Raw genomic sequence first — 18289 nt, 5'->3', positions numbered from 1 at the left:
CTTTGATTCATTGCATAGTGAACACTATATTGCTTTTAAGATAAGTTGTATAGCTATAAACTTTCCGTAAAGCCATAAAACATTAACCAACAATAAACTTCTTGCATAACCATATAACAAACTTTTATTGGGAATAGAAACGAAAAACTTCCTTGACAAACTCCGCCAGCCCCCTTATCATGAAACTGAAGCTATTTATTTATCTTCGCAATCTGTGCAGGTTAATGACAAAAAACTTAGGGTATTTGGCGTCTCATGTTTAACTTTTCGCACTACGTGCATCGCATGTCTTTAAAAATTTTTAGGTTTTTACCTATATAAGCCGAAACGCGCTTACAAAGCGTTTAAGAGAGCAAAAAACGTCAAATTGACAAGGGAGAATTTGAATGCTAGCTACTACGGGGTTTCTTTGCCTTTTTTCCTGCTTGGTAAATTTCTTAAACACTTGCGGTGTAGGTTAGTTGCAAGTTAAAAGCAGCTAAATCGCTCTTAATCAAGCGTTTTAGAATAAAAAAAACGCCGATATTTTAGTACATAGTGAATAGCCAACCACCAACAGGGTTTCTTTTGCCTTTTTTTTTACTTGGTAAATTTCTTAAATATTTATGGCTAAAGTAATTTAGGCCTACCGACAACCGTCATCCCGCTACTTGTTAGCGGGATCTATGCTAAGAGATACCGCGAATGAATCGCGGTATGACGTAGAGTCAGCGTTAGCCATAACACAACACTTTTATACTCACCAACTCAGTATCCAATCTGGATTCCAGTGGGCTTTGTTGCATAGTACCTTGTATTGGATAGATCAGGAAAAACTTATGTAGCCATTTCAAACTTAGGCACGCCTATTTCGATAAATTTATTCAGCAAATAACACTTGAGTAGCAGTTCCTTCTCACGATTAATTTCAGATTTGTTCCGAAAATTAAACCCGAATGTTTGTTTCAGTCGCGAGAAAAAACTTTCTACATAAGATCTTTTTCCGTAGTTTGTTTGCCTTTTCCACCTCTTCATTCCATCTTCGCTGTATGACTTTATTAGTCTAATTGCAGCATTTCTCTCTGCCATACTTTGGATGCTCTGCTGCATCGTTTTTTGGAGGAATTTTTGTCTTTATGCCGCATTCATCACACAATTTATAGAGTTTATGTCTGTCATATGCTCTGTCTGCATATAGTGCTTTTATGGCATGCTGAAAATTAACTTCTTTAAGCAAATCGCAAGCTCCATAGTGATCAGACCGTTACTGTATTTTGCAGCTATGGCTTTTTTGCTGTTTATATTCAAAATTACGTGTAGTTTCTTTACTTGTTCATAGCTGCGATACTTTCTATTTTCGCTATTTTCCTTGCTGTGGCCAGGAGTGTTGTTATAAATGCTGATGCTTGTGCTATCTATGGCAATTTCGATATCTTCCATATTATTTTTATCAACTCTGCAATCATTGATCTTAATATCAAGTTTCTTAAACCTTCTTGATGCTTGTGAATAGCTGATAACTGCCAAATCTCTTCCTATTTGTTGCAAATATCCTTTTATAAACCCGACTGTTTGTCTTAAGCCAATTCTAAAAAGATTAACGATTATATGCACCAAAATCACAACTTTATCACTATAAATATAGTTGCCGCCCTGCATTTTTGGACTATTTTCATACCAATTTTCGATAGCTTCATCGATGTAACGAAAAATATTTCCCCTTTTTTCAAGGAATTTGTTATATTCGTTTTGGTTACTGACTTTCATTTTCTGTGGCATATTTTTTCTTCAAAGGTTAAATGGCTATTTTATAATGAATTTTGTCAGTAGCCACCAGATTTTTTCAGTTGCTATGCAACAAAGCCCACTGGGATCCAGAAAACTTAACTCTACACCAAGTAAATGTACAATAAGAACTAGATTCCAGACTGGAATGACATCATAGGGGCACTGGGATGACAAAAAAAGGAGCGCTGACCATTTTCGGTCTCTTAAGTTACTTTAGCCATAAATACTTAAGAAATTTACTAAACGAAAAAAAAGGCAAAAGAAGCCCCGTGGTGCGAGTTTTGACCCTATAATAATTTAAACTGGCGCTGTAATAATGTGCTGACGCTTAGTTTAAGCGCGGTTTGGCTGAATGTAGAAAAAATTTAAAAGACATGCAGCCGCTATAATTTTATGTAATCCGCCAAAAAACACCCTAAGTTTTTTACTGAATTTTGTCATTTAGCCTGCAGGTCAAAAACAAGTTTTGAGTCATAAATACCCTTATTGTCATAACAAGGGGGCTGGCGGAGTTTGTCAAGTGGTTTTTTTGTTTCATCCAACGCGCTGCCAAAAGTTTGTTATGCAAGAATACATAGTATCCTAGCCATTTCTCACAGATTCACTCAAACTTAATCAAGTAGGAGTATTATTAATGCGAAAAGGGTTCAATTAGAGACTTAAGTGATATGGCGCGTGAGGAAGATATAAACCAATTAGTAGAAAATGGATTTGATATTAACTCAAAAGATGCAAGTGGAATCACTCTCTTGCATAAGTTCACAAAAGAAGGTGATTTAGTTGGAGTAAAATCATTGCTAGAGCACGAAGCTGATTTTAATGTCGTAGACAACGAAAATAGAAACCCACTGCATTACGCCATTATGCATGGACACAAGAAAATTGCTAAACTTTTTGTTAATCAGCTGACAATCAATTCCAAGGATAAAAATGGATTCACTCCACTGCACCTTGCTGCACTACAAGATGACACGGAATTAATAGATTTTTTGATAACAAAAGGCGCAAAAATTAATGAAAAAGACGCTAAAGAGGGCTATACTCCTCTTCATATAGCTTCACTATACGGTTCTAAAAAAAGCGTCCAAATTTTAATTGATAGCGGAGCAAATCTCGAATGTGAAGATAACAATTTTCGCACTCCTTTGTTTTTAACTATCTATCAATGCACTGCACATTATGACAGCAGAGCAGAAATTATAGAATATCTGATAAAGAAAGGTGCAAATATAGAAGCCAAAGATGCAGAAAATAACACTACGCTTTTCCTAGCAGCGTATAACAACAAAATGCAAATAGTTAAACTTATTGCAAAAAGACAGCAAGCAAGTAACGATGAAATTAAACTTAAAGAGTTTTTTTGCACAAAAAACAACCATGGTTTTGATGCATTAGATTGCGCTATTGAGCATAATAATAGAAAAATGGTAACATTTCTTGTATCAAAAGGAATAGATGCAAATGATCAAGATTTTAATGGCAACGCCAGGCTGCATAAAGCTAGCCATAATGGTAACACTAAAACAGTTAAGCTCTTATTGAAGCTTAAGGTAAACATTAATGCTGTTACTAAATGTAACAGAACTCCCTTGCTACTGGCAGTTAAAAAAGGCCATACAAAAATTGTGAAAATGTTATTGGAAGTTAGAGCCAATATGAACATTTGTGAGCAACAAGGTTTTGCACCTCTACATCTTGCTGTTCAAAAGGATTATTTTGATATAGCTCAGCTGTTAACAGAAAAAGGTGCAGACCTTAACATTAAGTGTAATAACGGTCATACCGCAATAGATATATTCATTAGCAAGGCTAATAGCAAAAAAAACATCGAAGAAAATTACAAAAAATTTTGTAGATTTTTGATGCTTTACCTGAAAGAGCTACATAGTAAACACAAAGCCTGTTGTATACTTTCAACCCTAACTCTAAGCTTAACAATTATAGGCTTACCATTTATTTTTAAGCCTATTATTAAATATAGAGAAAGAAGTAAAATATATAAAAAAACTAAGGCTATGCTGGAAAACTTACTCTACATTTAAGTACAAGAGGGGCGTACAAAAAAACATATAGCCAGTGCAGGTCAAGCTAATATATGACAATTATCTGTTGAATGAAAATGAGATTAAATACATTTTTAATATTTTTATAGAAATCTATTAGTATAGATCTATATGCTGTTCTAATGGCTATTTTTAAATGCTTAATACTCCTCTTCATTATTTCTTGCACACACCTGCCTACTAAGCAACATCTCACTAATATAGGCAACGAAGATCATCATGATATAGGTGAGCACGATTATTCGTTGCAGCAATACAACACCTCTTTGGAGATTAATGAACCGGCAATACCAGAAATTATACCTTTACCAATAGAGTTTCCCGATCTCACAATCAGTAATCAGCTTATTTCTATTAATGTTAGTGAAGAAGTATCAGTAAAAGATTTGCTGATTGAGATAGGAAAACTTTCTGACGTTAACTTGGATATAGACCCAAAAATATCAGGTAATATTATTTTAAAGCTAAAAGATAAGAATATAAATGAAGTAATTCAGAGCATAGCAAATAGCGCCAAATTGCGTTACTCAACAAGCAATGGTGTAATTAGAATTGAGCAGGACTTGCCATACGCGCAAAATTATTACGCAGACTTCATTAATATTCAACATTCTGCTCAAAGCAGTTTTGTCATTAGTAACAATATTACTAACAGTGATGGAAGTAACACTGATAGGGACTATAACAATGTTATGAAGTCTCAATACAGTAGTGACTTATGGAATTCATTAGAAAAAGGCTTGAATGCAATAATGGATGTTAACGGGGTAGATGATGGCGAATTCCTTTCATCCAACAGAGAAGCTGGTGTTATTATTTTGAATGCTAGAAAAGATATCCATAAAGCTGTTGAAGAATATATTAACAAGGTTAAGAAATTAGCGTCTTCTCAAGTAATGATAGAGGCAAAAATAGTTGAAGTTGTGTTAGATGACAAATATCTTTCTGGTATAAACTTAAATGACTTACGCGATGGAACTAAGTCTATAATAAATCAAGATAACTCCATTATTAACCTAGCAATGAACTTTGGTGCGAGTGATCTAGGAGATTTAGTAAAAAATTTAGACAAATTTGGCGCTTCAACTGTAATTTCAAGCCCTAGAGTACATGCTATAAATAATCAGCAAGCGATGATTTCATTTACCAAAAACCATATTTATTTTACTTCCGATATACAAAAAGATACTAGAAACTCTAATCAGACCTTAATTACCAAGATGAATAGCGTTCCAATAGGTGTTGTGCTAATAATCCACCCAAGCATTAACATTGATACTAGTGAAATATTCATGGATATACATCCAACTTTATCAAGAATTAACGGCTACATTAAAGATCCAGATATAGAGTACATCGCACAGCAGAGTAAAATGAAATTAAATAGCGACATTCCAATTGTTGAAATCAGAGAAATGAACTCTATGTTAAAAATTAAGAGCGGTGAAATTATGGTAATCGGCGGGCTTATAGAACATAGAGAAGATAAGCAAAGCTTTAAAGCTACATTACATCAGAAGTCAAAAAGGCTAGCGAATAACATTAGAACAGTAGAAACTGTCATTTTTTTAAAAGCAACAATCGTACCAACATTTGGTTTGTTAGATAGAAAAGATAAGAATTTATATATATATTAAATCACTACTAAAAATTAAATATCAAACCAACTTCAATATTATGAGTGGATATGTCATCTGCAACAGGTATCGGAACGCTAAAGTAACGATAGCCGAGAAAGGTTTTGACTTCTGGGATTATTGAATAGTTAATACCAAGCTTTATTTGATAAGCAAACCATGGAACATTAAGTGGCATTGAACTTTGGGGTGATCCATTAATTCTTTTTAATCTAAAAACTGTTGGTCCTATACCAAGGCCGATGTATGGAGCAAATTGCGTATCCTGAAAGCTGGGATTATAATATAAGTTTAACAAAAACGCAAATATACTTGCTGATTTATCAAATACCAGAGGAGAATTACTATTTTCAATATTGGCTCTAGAATACATGGCTTCAAAATCAACTCGGCCATTTTCTCCAGCATAGTAACCTAAAGATATGCTGTTAACCCATTGGAAATCAATTTTACCATTAAATTCTTTTATGCTTTTAATTTCATCTCCTACTATGTCTACAAGAAAACCATAACGGCTTTTAGCTAAAGTAAGAATTCTTCTTCCCATTTCTTGTATACCCTTAACAAATGTTTCTGAATTGTCACAGTATGTTTTACCACCGTTAGCACTAACATAAAAATCAAGTTTTTTTGATTTTTCTTTTGTAGGCTGCTCATTATCAGCTTGATCTGCAATACGTGACCACATATTTTTCTGATCAGCTACTTGGAGAATAGAAGGTTGTTCAGTAGGACTACTTTCAAGTTCTTGATATTTTAAATCATTTATTAGTATTTTTTTCTCAGTAACCTCTTCAGAATGCATTACATCTTCATTATTGTCCGTTTCTAGTTTTAAGAGTTGTACTTGCTCAATGTGTGTATTACTAATATAAGTAATAAAAAAATAGACACATGGAATGAAAATCAAAAATAAAGTAATAGATATTTTAGTTATCACAAATGAACCCATAATTATCATTTATAGTATAATTACTATATCATATATTTCTTTAATGTACAAAAATTAAGAAAGAATATTTCCAATTAGATAATTATTTTCCACTCCTTTAACATTAACTTTCACAATACTCTTGGCTTGAGCTTTTGATTCAAGCTTTACTAATGCAAAATTTTCTGTTCTACCGACATTATTTTGCTCAACCAGAACACTTTGTTCAGTGCCTATCAAAGATTGATAAAAGCTACTCATCATTTCTCTATTCATTTCTCTTAAATTTTTTACTCGTTCTTTACGCACATTCTCTGGTACTTGCGGCATTCGTGCAGCAGGTGTATTCTTCCGCTCTGAATATGGAAAAGCATGTAGGTAAACTATATTTGTTTTTTTCAGTAAATCAACTGTATCCTGAAACATTTCATCAGTTTCTGTTGGAAATCCAGCAATAATATCAGCGCCAAATGCTATATTAGGCCTCAAGCTCTTCATTTTATGACAAAATTCTATTACTTGTTCTCTGTTGTGACGACGCTTCATTCTCTTTAGTATTAAATTATTACCAGATTGTAGACTCAAATGTAAATGAGGCATAAGTCTTGACTCATTAGCTATTAAATCCATTAATTCGTCGTCAACTTCAGCGACATCGATAGAGGAAAGTCTTAGCCTCTTCAACTCTGGTATATCTTTTAAAACTCTCCTAATCATTGAACCAAGTGATGGCTTAGCAAACAAATCTGTACCAAAGTCAGTAATATCAACACCTGTAAACACTACTTCTTGATATCCATTTTCTACAAAGATCCTAATTTGCTCTATAATACTGTTTATTTGCACAGATTGATTATTCCCTCTTGCCTCAGTAATTGAGCAAAATGTGCAGCTATGATTACAACCATTTTGAATTTCAATAAATGCCCTTGATTTATCTTCAAATCCATTAATTAGAACAGGTTCTGATTTGTTTACTTGGTTATCACTGACTAAGATTTTATCGTCATTTAGTAAGTAATTTTCAGCTTTTAGCTTATCTTGATTACCGAGCACTTTACTTACACCAGGAATGCTACTGTAAACTTCTGGATCCAACTGAACAGCACAACCAACTACGATAATTTCTTTACTTGGGTCGTTTTTATAGATCTTACGTATTTTTTGCTTTACCTGACGTTCTGCTTCGTTTGTCACTGCACAGCTATGTACCACAACAACATTTTTTCTTTCTGCTTTTTTTAATGCTTCTTTGATTAACTCACTCTCGTAAAAATTTAGACGACAACCAAATGTTATCACTTCATTCATGCTAGTATTTTTTAGACCTTACAATTTAAATTATATCACACATCCAAGCAAAGTCATTAAGCCTCTTGCATGACCATTGTTTTGGTAGATAAATGCTATGCAAGCAGCAGACACTGGGATGGCTTTGTTGCATAGCAACGGTAAGTTTTTTCCAGAGTAAATAATTTTATGCAACTATTTCAAATTTAGGCATACCAATTGCAGTAAATTTGTTCATTAAGTAGCATTTAATAAGTAGTTCCTTCTCTCTATTTGTCTCAGATTTATTTTTAAAACTAAACCCAAATATTCGCTTCAACCTTGAGAAAAATCCTTCAATATACGATCTTTTTCCGTAATTTACTTCTTCTTTCCATCTTTTTATACCATTCTCACCATGTAATTTCATTAACTGAATAGCGGCATTTCTATCAAGCATATAATCCAATTTTGGATGCTCTGCTGCGTTGTTTTTCGGAGGAATTTTCGTTTTTATGCCATATTGATTACACAGCTTATAGAGCTTTTTTCTATCATATGCCCTATCTGCATATAGTGCTTTTATAGCATATTTAACATCAAATTTCCCCAATGCTCCATAGTGATCAGAGTAGACGCCATTACTGTATTTTGTAGCTATGACTTGTTTGCTCAACATTATGTGCAATTTTCTTACTTGTTTATAGCCGCGTTACTCTCTATCTTTGCTATTTTCTTTGCTGTGTGTTGTTGTATATACTAATTCCTGTACTGTCTATAGCAATTTCGATATCTTCCATGTTATTTTTATCAACTCTGCAATCATTGATCTTAATATCAAGTTTCTTTTGATGCTTGTGAATAGCTGCAAATTTTTTCCTATTTGTTCAATGTATCCCTCTAAAAATCCCACTGTTTGTCTCAAACCTATTCTGAATAGATGGGTTATTATATGTATCAAAATTACCACTTTGTTGCTGTAAATATTGTTGCCACCCTACATTTTTGGCCCAATTTCATACCAATTTTCTATAGCTTCGTTGATATAATGAAAAATATTTCCTCTTTTTTCTAGAAATTTGTTATATTCTCTATGGTTACTGACTCTCATTTTTTGTGGCATATTTATCCTTAAATCGTCATTTTATAATGAATTTAGTCAGGAATCACTAGTTTTTCTGCTGCTATGCAACAAAGCCACCCCAGTGTCATGCTACTTGAATGACAAGAAAAAACCCACTGGGATAACAAGACTGAGATAGACTAGAAATTAAACGCTACTCCAGCTTCTGCACCAACAGTGCTGTAAAGAACTTTGATTCCGGCATCGTCTTTAGCTGCCTTACCAAAGTTAGCACCATAAGAGCCGAAATAACGAGCACCAGCATAAAGCTTGATTTCTGGAGTTACGTCATAGCTAACACCAGCTTTTGCTTGATAAGCAACACCAAATCCAGAGGCTTTATCACCAGTAGCTTTTGTTGCTAAAGGATTGCTTACATATGCTGCACCAACACCAACACCAACATATGGAGTGATAGGCATATCTTCAATTGCTATATCGTAATACACGTTAACTAATCCTGAAAATGCTGTTAAACTGTCTGCAATTGCTGGATCAGGAGCTTTCTCAAGTGTATCCTTACTTAGCTGCGAATAAAGCCCTTCAATATCAACTCTGATGTCGTCCATTTTGTAACCAAATGCACCACCACCAGCCATAAAAGAAGCTTTATAAAGGTCAGTAGTTGTACCAGTATCCGCATTCTTCTTTTTAGCACCTGTAGCACCATCAATGTTTGTGAAAAGAGGTAAAATTTCACCATTATATTGCAAACGAACGTAGTAGCTAGTTTCTTCATCACTTATTGGACCAACAGGATCTGAAAAAGCAGAGTTTGATAAACTTAGCAACGTTGCTAAAGCGGCTGCTGAAAAAAACTTTTTATAATGCATAATTGTCCTCGTAAAAAAATTAAAATTCCACTCTAGCAGTCTAAGTAACAACTAAAGTTAAGTCAAGTGCTAACTTAATAACACAAAATATTCTACATTTTAACTAATTTTTGGGAAAAGACAAAGATTTTATTAATGAATAAATAGAGTTACACGACTTTTTTACTCTTGATTTTTTGGTATAGCTAACACAGGTAAGATTTACTATCGAAAGATCTCGTCATCCCGCTGCTTGTTAGCGGGATCTATAGCTAAAGTGGCTTAGGTTTACCTACAATTTGAAAAACAAAAATTCGTCATTCCGCTACGGTATGAAGTAGGGCTGTGCTAGCTATAGGCGTATTATATAAAGAAGTACTAGCGTTGAAAATATTAAAAAAGAAATACTTACACTAAAAGAAACTTCAGTAGTATAGAAATAAATTCAAAAAGGAAGTTTGAACCCAGGTGGTAAACCCATCATACCTGCAAGATCAGAAGTTGCATTTGCCATATCTTCTTCTGCTTTTTTAACGGCATCATTAAACGCTGCTGTTACTAAATCCTCTACTATATCTTTTTCCTCATTTCTCATAAGTTCTAAGTCTATGTTCACCTTTTTAGCTTTATAGCTACCTATTTTTATGACTTCCACTAATACAGAAACTTTGCCACCACCAGAAATACCTTGAAACTCTTTCCCAACATATTTTTCTTGAGCTTCTGCAAGTTTTTTTTGCATCTCTTGCGCTTGTTTCATTATTTGACTAAAATCCACAACTTACTCCTTATTTTCTATATTAACTACTTTTGCACCTTTAAATGTATCAAGTATATCCTTAACTGCAGGTGCATAATTTAAATTACTCACTTCCCTATTTATATAACCCGTATCAACTGTAATAACCCACTCCTGCTGAGTCACCTGGTTTAAGTAATTTTTTAAATCATTGCAAAAATTACTATCCAACTTAGATACAGCTTTTAATTTTAAATATCCAGGTTTACAATCTATTAATTGTAGATTATTACACAGTTGTTTGTAAAGATAAATTTGGTTACTCCGCCTTAATAGTTGCAAAACTTTGTCAAAATCATAATTTTGTTGCTGTTCATTTCCTATACTATGCGTATTTCCCTGCTGTGCATTCTGCGAAAGAATTTTTTTGACCACTTGTTCCGGAGAAGGCAGATCAGAAAGATAACAGAGGCTAATTAACATCATTTCAGCAGCAACATCGTTGCATGTTGAAGTTTTTATATCTTGAATACCTTTAAGCAACACCTTCCACAATCTCGAAAAAAATATTAAAGACTTCTTTATACTTAAATCTTTTATCCTATTCTTTTCATACTCTGTAACTGCATTATCAATCTCTTTTGTAATCAAAAAACGGCATACTAACTGAATTGTTTGCAATAGACCTTCAAAAATACTAAGTGGGTTTGCTGTTTTTATCGCCTTGTCAAACACTGATAGAGCTTTCTGTAAATCACCTTCTAATATTGCTCCTAATAGATCGAATATAATATCTTTATCCACTAGGCCAAGTATGTCTATCACATTTTTAGTGGATATTGCACCATCTTTGCTATATAGCACTGCTTGATTCATCAAAAACAAGGCGTTACGCATTGAATTTCCAGAATGTCGTGCAATTAACTCTAATGCTCCCTTTTCAATGGAATAACTCTCTTTTTGTGCAACATCATTTAAACGTTCTACTATTTTAGCTACAGGAATGTTGTGTAAATCAAATCTTTGACAACGTGCAATAATAGTTATTGGTATCTTTTTTATTTCTGTAGTTGCTAAAATGAATTTTACACTAGATGGTGGCTCTTCTAGGGTTTTAAGTAATGCGTTAAATGCACTGCTGGATAACATGTGTACTTCATCTATAATGTAGACTTTGAATTTAGAGCTTATAGGTGAATAGCAAATATCTCCCAGGATTACTTTAACATCGTCAATGCTAGTGTGACTTGCTGCATCGATTTCAATTACATCTGGATGGCTTGAATTTTTTATTGCTAGACAATTTTCACATGATCCGCAAGGTTCAAAAATTGGCCCCAGGGAACAATTCAAACATAAAGCTATTATCCTTGCAGTGGTGGTTTTACCAACTCCACTACTACCAGAGAGCAGTATAGACTGTGGGATTTTGTTTAAAATAAAAGCATTTTCTAATACACGCACTAATATATCTTGACCTACTAGATCTTTAAAGCTACTAGGACGATGTTTTAATGCTATATTCATAGCCTCGGATAAAACAAATAATGAAATAGGTATGCAACCCAAAAAGGTTTTGATATGGCTGCTTCATTTCTGATCTGACCAAATTACAGAGTTTTTGCCTGCATACCTTATAAAATATTATACTTTTTTTTTTATTTAGCAAGGTATATCCTATATTAACCTTAATAATTTATATGTTAGATCTCTTGCAACATTACTTTGGAGTAAACAACTGTTACCTAAAATACTCTTCTCTTGTCATCCCAACTTGGATCCAGAGAAAAAAGATGTGGATTTCAGTGTCACACACTGGAATAACAACCTATAGGTACTGGGATAACAAAAGAGGAATATTATGATTTTATATCATTTTCCTCTTTGTCCATTTTCACGAAAAGTTAGAACTTTTCTAAAAGAAAAAAAATTAGGCTGCGATCTAGTGTATGAAAATCCGTGGGAAAAACGGAATGAATTTATGGAGATCAATCCAACTGGGCAAGTACCAGTATTAATAGATAATAACTTTGTAATAGCGGATAGTAATGCCATTTGTGAATATATAGAAGAGACTTACAATAGCGACGTCAAATTACTTGGTTCATCCACTATTATTAAGTCTAAAATACGCGCTCTAATTAATTGGTTCGACAACAAATTTTACAATGAAGTTACTAAGTATATTATGAATGAAAAAGTAATTACTAACCGCAGCCCTGACTCTAGATTTCTTCATGCAGCTCAGCATAACCTGCCTTGCCATATGGAATACATCGAACACTTAATTAACAAGAACGTTTGGCTTGCAACTGATAAGTTCACTTTGGCTGATATTGCTTTAGCATCGCATATTTCCGTAATGGATTATGTAAGTAGTTTTCCATGGGAAAAAAGTAAAATTTTAAAAGAATGGTACTCCATTGTTAAATCAAAGCCTTGTTTTCGTGAGATATTATTAGAGAGAGTTTCCGGTTTAACCCCTCCTAAACATTACGCTGACCTTGATTTTTAACTTATGTTAGCTTTAAAGCTACAGTCATTCCTTCATCAGTTGGAATCAATATAGAGAAGTATTTCTTTTCATCTGATAATCTATTATTAAACTCCCTCATAGCATGCCATGATTTTTCTGATACTTCTTTTGGAGGCGATTCTAAAAATACTGTATTAAATAATAGAGTGTTATCTGCAACGATTAACCCATCTTGTTTAATGTATGACTCTGCCCAATCTAAATACTTAGGATAACTACTTTTGTCAGCATCGATTAATATCATGTCAAATGGTGCCTTTGCTGATAATTCATTAATTTTTTCCAGTGCATCACCTTCTATTAGAGTAATTTTATCACTTAGATTAAAAGCACTAAAATTTTTTTTTGCTATTCTTGAGTGTTGAGGATTATTTTCTATTGTATATATATGACCGTCTTTCAGTAGAGCTTTTGCCATGCAAATCGACGAATAACCGTATAACGTGCCAATCTCAACAATACTTTTGATTTTATGGATTTTTATAAATAAACTTAATAGCTTTCCTTCTTCAGGGCCAATCTGAATATGTTGCTTTTTTTCAAGAATACAATATTCTTCTATTTTTTTATATTCTTTTGCAAATAGATTTCTTATATATGATAATTTTGTACTAAAATTATTACGCATTACGTTTTATATTATAAATTAGGGAAACTTAATTCATACACAGTTTATAAATATAATAATATAGTTTAAAATAATAAAAACATTTATTTTAAGTTATTATTTCATAGTATAAAATTTTAAGTGACAAAAATTATTATATATCGTACTATGGTTAACTAGTATAATAAACAATCGATTATTATACTAGAATTAAAGGGATTGTTTATGCGCATTTCTCTTTTTAAAATATAATTTTTATAATCAATTAGAGGGGGTTATATGTCTTATACTATTGCTAGTGAAGTTGAAACGTTAAACAAAAAATCTAACAAGAATGAAGGGGTTATGTTACTACATAATCCAGCTTATCGTGAAAAGTATAAAGAACGTTTTAATGAAGCTCAGAGAAAAGTTATGGATATGGTTCAGTTTTATGATGGGACAATAGTATTAATAGAGAATAAAATCGCTATGTATTACTACACTTGGCACAGTAAAAAAAGAGAGTTTGAGCGTAAAAAACAACAAACAGTAGTGAAAAACAATGACTCAGCATAGAGTCTTTTATATGGTAAGCTACAGTGATATTACTTCACTATAGCTTTTCCATATAATTTATCTATCACATCAGTGAGATATTTCAGCTCTTTATACCCTTCATGTTTAACTTTATTACACTCTATATATGACTTACCATCGTTAAGCTTGATGAAAAATATTGGAGTGGCTGTGATACCAAGTTTATTGATTGCCAGTGATTTATCATTTACGATTTTATCCATAATTTTCTTATCATTAATGCATTGGTTAAATGCATCTTGCTTTAAGTTGCTTAGTGCAGCAATTCTTTGTAGTAAAGTCAAATCACTTAAATTGTAGTAATTCCACGAATCTATTGAGTTAAAAACAGCTTTGTTAAAATTAAAGTATTCTTCTTGTTTTTCGTAGCAATGACTTAGCATTGCAGCCTTTAGCCCTCTGTAATCCAAAGGAAAATGACGAAATATATATAACATCTTACCTGTGTCTATATATTTCTCTTTAATTTTAGGAAAAACATTCTTATGAAAAAGAGAGCAGTGATAGCAAGTTAATGAAGCATATTCTATCATTAGAATTGGTGCTTTTGGATCTCCTAATAATTTATCATCAGGTAATAGTGATAGTAACTCCTTTGATGTTATTTCATTAGTTTCTTTTTGAATACGTTGGTTACTGGATTTAACAACTGCATAAGAATTAACACTCATAAGAATTAGTAAAAACAATAGTCTGAAAATCATTACAATACAAACACTTAACTTACTAAAAAAATTACATATTTATATTAATAATGTCAAGATAACTTTTGTTTAGCAAGGCTTTCAGCCCTATCTTTAAATGCAGCAATTATTTTACTCTGTGTATATTTATATACTGAGTTTAATAAAGTGGAAAATGAGTTGGACTTAAACTTAAACTCTATATAAAACTTTACCATAGTTTTATTTTCATCTATGGGAATGAATTGCCATTCATTGTATAGATGTTTAAATATTCCATTTGATGATACAGCTTTTATCCAACCTTCATTTGTTCCACTTGGAGAAAGAAAGGTTACTTCTGATGTGTACTTTCCTTTAATTCCATGAAAAGCTGCGAGAAGATCCACAACCATTTGGTTGTCAATTTTTTCTTTTATATAAACGGCTTTGCACCAAGGAACAAAATCGGGATACCTTTCAACATCAATTACAATTTGGAACACTTCATTAGGCGAACATAGGAAGGTACCTTGTTCTCTGCATTGATGAAGCATAAATGTTAAACCAATCAAAATAGGATCCGTATCTACCGTCAGCCTTAGTAGATTCCTGAGACTAAAGTTAAGGTGGGCATCGCTTATTAATTTTAACGAAATCAATAGAGGCAATTCCCTTGACTAGAAATTATCGCTCGGGAAGTTTAACTTAACTCATAACGCATAGCACAGACCCTTACTTGAATTATAGATGATTTACACAAGGCATGTCTATAGGTATATTAAAAGTCAGCGATTATTATTTAATCTTTATTAAACTTTGCATTCTAAGTATCATAGTTAATAAATATATCTTATGAACATTACTAAAGTTTTAATCATTATTGTTTTTATTGTAATTTCTTCAAGAGCTTACACTAGTTGTACAGATCACAAAATTTTTGTGCATACTATGAAGCAACAAGTGGATGGTATATCTATAAAAGGAAATAGAAAAAACCTAGGACATGTACACGAAAAGCTTCAGGAGGTCATTCAGAATAATGTTAACCTCAAAGGAATATCGCAATTCGTTATAGGAAAACATTGGGCTTTAGTTAAACAAAAAGAAGATTTTTTAAGAGAGTATGAAGTGTATCTTACGCGTTTGTGCGTTAAAATTTTATATAAATACATGCATGATAGTGAAATGATCATAATGAGTACAAAAGCAGTTGACGATGAAACTTGCTTAATTGGTACAAGATTTTCTTACGGTGATGAAGAATTTACAAATATTGATTTTAAAGTTACTAAAAATAACAGTTCTTTCTTGATAAGTGATGTTGTAATGAGTGGAATAAGTATTGCTATTAATCAACGTTCTCAATTTAGTGAAAAAATCGACACGCATGGCATAGCAAGCGTTATAGCTGAATTAAAATGCAATAACAATCCATGATATATATGCCTCATTGGCCTAAACCGCTTGGTAGTAGACCAAAGGATTTTTCTCTTGATCACATAAAAAGCTTTCTAAATAAATTGGGCAATCCTGAGAAAAAAATGCTGCCAATAATTCATATAGCTGGAACTAATGGGAAAGGCTCAACACTAGCATTTATAAGATATATAATGCAAGCAGCAGAGTATAAGGTCCATGCATACACTTCTCCACATTTGGTGAATTTTAATGAAAGAATAGTTATTGCAGGCAGTTATATCGACGATAATGAATTATATAGCTTATTAGAAGAATGCCGTGCCGTAATTGCAGAACAACCTATCACTCTGTTTGAAGCTGCAACCATTGCAGCTTTTTTAGCTTTTTCTCGTCATAAAGCCGATATAACTTTAGTTGAAGTGGGTATGGGTGGAAAACTTGATGCAACAAATGTTATAGATAGTCCGATTTTAACAATCATTACCTCCATTGCCCTTGATCATACAGAATATCTTGGCCCTACTATAGAAATTATAGCAGGTGAAAAGGCTGGAATAATGAAACCTAATGTTCCTTGCGTAATAGCACCACAAGAAAAATCTGTAATGAACACGCTAGAACACCACGCAATAAATAAGAAATCTCCTTTATATAGAGGAGGTCTTGAATGGAATTGCGAAAAACAACTATCTGTCATCCAAACTGGGATCCAGAAACAAAAAAATGAGTGGTCACGTGCTGGAGCTCAAATGATTTTTCAATCAGCTATTCAATCAATAGAATTTTCTTTGCCATCTTTAAAGGGTGATCATCAGGTGATTAATGCAGGCAATGCTATTGCAGCATGTAGTATTTTAAGTGGAAAATACGGATTTGATATTGGAGAAGAGGATATTACTTCAGGTTTACAGAGTACCTACTGGCCTGCACGACTAGAGCTCATAAAAGAGGGTAATTTAATTTCCCTACTACCGAAAGATTGGCAATTATTTTTAGATGGTGCGCACAATAATGACGGTGCTAAAGTGCTATCTCAGTGGGTAAAAGATAATTTTGCTGAAGGTATCTATATAATTTTTGGTGTTACTCGTAACAGAAATGTGGAAGAGTTCCTAGAGCACTTAAAGCCATATATCAAACTACTATGTGCGGTTTGTGTTAAGTCTGAACCTAAAGCAACAAATACAAATTTGATTAGGGAAAAAGCCAATAACATAGGAATAAAAGCAGTTGAATGTGAATCAATTGGCGATGCAATATCAAATCACATATTAAAAGCCTCTATCCAAAACATCAAAACCATACTAATCTGTGGCTCATTGTTCCTAGCTAGAGACTTCGCTATGGAGAATAGCTAACTTTGATGATATGTGAGCATTAACTGACCGATGGGGAAATAACTTTGATTGCTCATAGTACTGCTTGGTTGTTCGTCATCAACTTCTACAAGTGGACCATCACCTTTAAATTGCTCCTCAATTGAATTTATAGTTGTCTTTTTGAGAATATAATTACTTGCAGCATTTAAAACAGGTGAGGTAACAATTAAAAGCGTGAATGGTAATGAAAGTAATAAGCCGGATAACATCATAGAGTTAGTTATACCAAAGCCGTTGGCAACTAAATCTAATCCCACACCGAAAAACATTAAAGATGTACAGATTATTTTGCTCAAAATCAATGAATTTTTTAGCCACTTTAATTTAGTCCTATCACTCTTTGAAAAATTTCCGCATTCTTGGTCAAAGTTAAACAACAATAAAATATTAGTCTGACTATTAAACTCTTTTCCATTTCTAGTATAAATGCTCTTAATAGCTGAATTCAAAATAAATCCTGCTAACAAGGGAGCAAAAAAACCTACTGCTATTGGTACATTACAAGAAATACCATTAATTATTAAAAATGCAATTGATGTGAAGACCACTAAAAGACTTCCTAAGAGATTTGAATAAGAAGAATATTTTGAATAAGCAGTTACATTATTGTTAATTGACTGCTGCTTACTATGGAGTTTATTTCTGCCCTTATCATCTAAGTATTTTTGCAATTCTTCATAACTGCGACTTCACAACTTACTGCGTAATTCTTTCATTAAATTATTTCTTTCACTGAGACCTTTCTCCAACGGCTCTATTATAA

The 18289-nt window shown here is 32.9% G+C and carries 20 protein-coding genes and 2 other RNA genes; 6 read left to right on the top strand and 16 right to left on the bottom strand.

Translation table 11 applies throughout. From position 1 onward, the window contains the following. Positions 1–816: 816 nt before the first annotated feature. The 3 genes from AAGD69_RS00895 to AAGD69_RS00885 are packed head-to-tail and all read right to left on the bottom strand — an operon-like array spanning position 817 to position 1758. Positions 817–1068 (bottom strand): hypothetical protein, encoded by a 252-nt coding sequence (locus tag AAGD69_RS00895; protein WP_341812255.1) that lies wholly within the window; start codon positions 1066–1068, stop codon positions 817–819. Next, positions 1043–1216 carry a hypothetical protein gene (locus tag AAGD69_RS00890; RefSeq protein ID WP_341812254.1) on the bottom strand — a complete coding sequence of 58 codons (174 nt, stop codon included), beginning with the start codon at positions 1214–1216 and terminating at the stop codon, positions 1043–1045. Before AAGD69_RS00890 ends, AAGD69_RS00895 begins: the two co-directional genes overlap by 26 nt. After that, entirely contained in the window at positions 1183–1758 is a 576-nt protein-coding gene (locus AAGD69_RS00885; RefSeq protein WP_341812253.1) for a transposase, read from the bottom strand. The genes AAGD69_RS00890 and AAGD69_RS00885 overlap by 34 nt, the downstream gene beginning before the upstream one ends. A gap of 677 nt (positions 1759–2435) precedes the next feature. Here AAGD69_RS00885 and AAGD69_RS00880 point away from each other — a divergent pair. Both AAGD69_RS00880 and AAGD69_RS00875 read left to right on the top strand, forming a co-directional pair. After that, positions 2436–3809 carry an ankyrin repeat domain-containing protein gene (locus AAGD69_RS00880; protein ID WP_341812252.1) on the top strand — a complete coding sequence of 458 codons (1374 nt, stop codon included), beginning with the start codon at positions 2436–2438 and terminating at the stop codon, positions 3807–3809. 143 nt (positions 3810–3952) lie between these two features. Beyond that, a complete protein-coding gene (locus AAGD69_RS00875; RefSeq protein WP_341812251.1) occupies positions 3953–5467 on the top strand; it encodes a secretion system protein in 1515 nt (504 codons plus the stop codon). 7 nt (positions 5468–5474) lie between these two features. Here AAGD69_RS00875 and AAGD69_RS00870 read toward each other — a convergent pair whose 3' ends face one another. From AAGD69_RS00870 to ffs, 8 genes are all read right to left on the bottom strand, one after another. Further along, entirely contained in the window at positions 5475–6407 is a 933-nt protein-coding gene (locus tag AAGD69_RS00870; protein ID WP_341812250.1) for a P44/Msp2 family outer membrane protein, read from the bottom strand. A gap of 66 nt (positions 6408–6473) precedes the next feature. After that, positions 6474–7709, bottom strand: coding sequence for a tRNA (N(6)-L-threonylcarbamoyladenosine(37)-C(2))-methylthiotransferase MtaB (gene mtaB, locus AAGD69_RS00865; RefSeq protein ID WP_341812249.1), 1236 nt, complete (start codon positions 7707–7709; stop codon positions 6474–6476). A gap of 166 nt (positions 7710–7875) precedes the next feature. Continuing rightward, positions 7876–8346, bottom strand: a complete 471-nt coding sequence (locus AAGD69_RS00860; protein ID WP_265035053.1) for a transposase — start codon at positions 8344–8346, stop codon at positions 7876–7878. A 318-nt stretch (positions 8347–8664) separates the two neighbouring features. Continuing rightward, positions 8665–8790, bottom strand: a complete 126-nt coding sequence (locus tag AAGD69_RS00855) for a hypothetical protein (RefSeq protein ID WP_264732015.1) — start codon at positions 8788–8790, stop codon at positions 8665–8667. Positions 8791–8930: 140 nt separating this feature from the next. After that, on the bottom strand, positions 8931–9623 hold the full coding sequence (locus AAGD69_RS00850) for a P44/Msp2 family outer membrane protein (protein WP_341812248.1): 693 nt from the start codon (positions 9621–9623) through the stop codon (positions 8931–8933). A gap of 424 nt (positions 9624–10047) precedes the next feature. Continuing rightward, positions 10048–10362 carry a YbaB/EbfC family nucleoid-associated protein gene (locus AAGD69_RS00845; protein ID WP_064125278.1) on the bottom strand — a complete coding sequence of 105 codons (315 nt, stop codon included), beginning with the start codon at positions 10360–10362 and terminating at the stop codon, positions 10048–10050. A gap of 21 nt (positions 10363–10383) precedes the next feature. Beyond that, positions 10384–11868, bottom strand: coding sequence for a DNA polymerase III subunit gamma/tau (dnaX, locus tag AAGD69_RS00840; RefSeq protein WP_265016627.1), 1485 nt, complete (start codon positions 11866–11868; stop codon positions 10384–10386). A 21-nt stretch (positions 11869–11889) separates the two neighbouring features. Next, positions 11890–11979, bottom strand: an RNA gene (gene ffs, locus AAGD69_RS00835) — signal recognition particle sRNA small type. Positions 11980–12202: 223 nt separating this feature from the next. Here ffs and AAGD69_RS00830 point away from each other — a divergent pair. Further along, complete coding sequence (locus tag AAGD69_RS00830) at positions 12203–12856, top strand: glutathione S-transferase family protein (RefSeq protein ID WP_064125276.1); 654 nt, start codon at positions 12203–12205, stop codon at positions 12854–12856. A 1-nt stretch (position 12857) separates the two neighbouring features. Here the strand turns inward: AAGD69_RS00830 and AAGD69_RS00825 are convergent, their stop codons facing one another. After that, positions 12858–13505 carry an O-methyltransferase gene (locus tag AAGD69_RS00825; protein ID WP_341812247.1) on the bottom strand — a complete coding sequence of 216 codons (648 nt, stop codon included), beginning with the start codon at positions 13503–13505 and terminating at the stop codon, positions 12858–12860. 258 nt (positions 13506–13763) lie between these two features. Between AAGD69_RS00825 and AAGD69_RS00820 the strand changes: the two genes are divergently transcribed. Next, on the top strand, positions 13764–14042 hold the full coding sequence (locus tag AAGD69_RS00820; RefSeq protein ID WP_253309235.1) for a DUF2671 domain-containing protein: 279 nt from the start codon (positions 13764–13766) through the stop codon (positions 14040–14042). A 29-nt stretch (positions 14043–14071) separates the two neighbouring features. Here the strand turns inward: AAGD69_RS00820 and AAGD69_RS00815 are convergent, their stop codons facing one another. The 3 genes from AAGD69_RS00815 to ssrS all read right to left on the bottom strand — a co-directional run bounded on the left by AAGD69_RS00815 (position 14072) and on the right by ssrS (position 15462). Next, positions 14072–14767, bottom strand: a complete 696-nt coding sequence (locus AAGD69_RS00815; protein ID WP_341812246.1) for a DsbA family protein — start codon at positions 14765–14767, stop codon at positions 14072–14074. Between the two features lie 53 nt (positions 14768–14820). Then, entirely contained in the window at positions 14821–15300 is a 480-nt protein-coding gene (locus AAGD69_RS00810; protein ID WP_341812245.1) for a type II toxin-antitoxin system RatA family toxin, read from the bottom strand. Position 15301: 1 nt separating this feature from the next. Next, positions 15302–15462, bottom strand: a non-coding RNA gene (ssrS, locus tag AAGD69_RS00805) — 6S RNA. 118 nt (positions 15463–15580) lie between these two features. On the opposite strand from ssrS, the gene AAGD69_RS00800 reads away from it, so the two are divergent. Next, a complete protein-coding gene (locus AAGD69_RS00800; RefSeq protein ID WP_341812244.1) occupies positions 15581–16165 on the top strand; it encodes an ABC transporter substrate-binding protein in 585 nt (194 codons plus the stop codon). Beyond that, a complete protein-coding gene (locus tag AAGD69_RS00795; protein ID WP_341812243.1) occupies positions 16162–17505 on the top strand; it encodes a folylpolyglutamate synthase/dihydrofolate synthase family protein in 1344 nt (447 codons plus the stop codon). The genes AAGD69_RS00800 and AAGD69_RS00795 overlap by 4 nt, the downstream gene beginning before the upstream one ends. Here the strand turns inward: AAGD69_RS00795 and AAGD69_RS00790 are convergent. Next, entirely contained in the window at positions 17502–18197 is a 696-nt protein-coding gene (locus AAGD69_RS00790; protein WP_341812242.1) for a J domain-containing protein, read from the bottom strand. The genes AAGD69_RS00795 and AAGD69_RS00790 overlap by 4 nt on opposite strands. Positions 18198–18289: the final 92 nt, after the last annotated feature.

The organism is Wolbachia endosymbiont (group A) of Conops quadrifasciatus, assembly GCF_964027015.1.
Lineage (GTDB): Bacteria > Pseudomonadota > Alphaproteobacteria > Rickettsiales > Anaplasmataceae > Wolbachia.
This window is presented reverse-complemented; position numbering and strand designations above follow the sequence as displayed.

What these genes read in the sequence shown, in the direction of transcription:
- AAGD69_RS00895 (WP_341812255.1), bottom strand. Translation starts at nt 1,068, where the DNA reads ATGGCAGAGAGAAATGCTGCAATTAGACTAATAAAGTCATACAGCGAA.
- AAGD69_RS00885 (WP_341812253.1), bottom strand. Translation starts at nt 1,758, where the DNA reads ATGCCACAGAAAATGAAAGTCAGTAACCAAAACGAATATAACAAATTC.
- AAGD69_RS00880 (WP_341812252.1), top strand. Translation starts at nt 2,436, where the DNA reads ATGGCGCGTGAGGAAGATATAAACCAATTAGTAGAAAATGGATTTGAT.
- AAGD69_RS00875 (WP_341812251.1), top strand. Translation starts at nt 3,953, where the DNA reads ATGGCTATTTTTAAATGCTTAATACTCCTCTTCATTATTTCTTGCACA.
- mtaB (WP_341812249.1), bottom strand. Translation starts at nt 7,709, where the DNA reads ATGAATGAAGTGATAACATTTGGTTGTCGTCTAAATTTTTACGAGAGT.
- AAGD69_RS00860 (WP_265035053.1), bottom strand. Translation starts at nt 8,346, where the DNA reads ATGTTGAGCAAACAAGTCATAGCTACAAAATACAGTAATGGCGTCTAC.
- AAGD69_RS00855 (WP_264732015.1), bottom strand. Translation starts at nt 8,790, where the DNA reads ATGCCACAAAAAATGAGAGTCAGTAACCATAGAGAATATAACAAATTT.
- AAGD69_RS00850 (WP_341812248.1), bottom strand. Translation starts at nt 9,623, where the DNA reads ATGCATTATAAAAAGTTTTTTTCAGCAGCCGCTTTAGCAACGTTGCTA.
- AAGD69_RS00845 (WP_064125278.1), bottom strand. Translation starts at nt 10,362, where the DNA reads ATGAAACAAGCGCAAGAGATGCAAAAAAAACTTGCAGAAGCTCAAGAA.
- dnaX (WP_265016627.1), bottom strand. Translation starts at nt 11,868, where the DNA reads ATGAATATAGCATTAAAACATCGTCCTAGTAGCTTTAAAGATCTAGTA.
- AAGD69_RS00830 (WP_064125276.1), top strand. Translation starts at nt 12,203, where the DNA reads ATGATTTTATATCATTTTCCTCTTTGTCCATTTTCACGAAAAGTTAGA.
- AAGD69_RS00825 (WP_341812247.1), bottom strand. Translation starts at nt 13,505, where the DNA reads ATGCGTAATAATTTTAGTACAAAATTATCATATATAAGAAATCTATTT.
- AAGD69_RS00820 (WP_253309235.1), top strand. Translation starts at nt 13,764, where the DNA reads ATGTCTTATACTATTGCTAGTGAAGTTGAAACGTTAAACAAAAAATCT.
- AAGD69_RS00815 (WP_341812246.1), bottom strand. Translation starts at nt 14,767, where the DNA reads ATGATTTTCAGACTATTGTTTTTACTAATTCTTATGAGTGTTAATTCT.
- AAGD69_RS00800 (WP_341812244.1), top strand. Translation starts at nt 15,581, where the DNA reads ATGAACATTACTAAAGTTTTAATCATTATTGTTTTTATTGTAATTTCT.
- AAGD69_RS00795 (WP_341812243.1), top strand. Translation starts at nt 16,162, where the DNA reads ATGATATATATGCCTCATTGGCCTAAACCGCTTGGTAGTAGACCAAAG.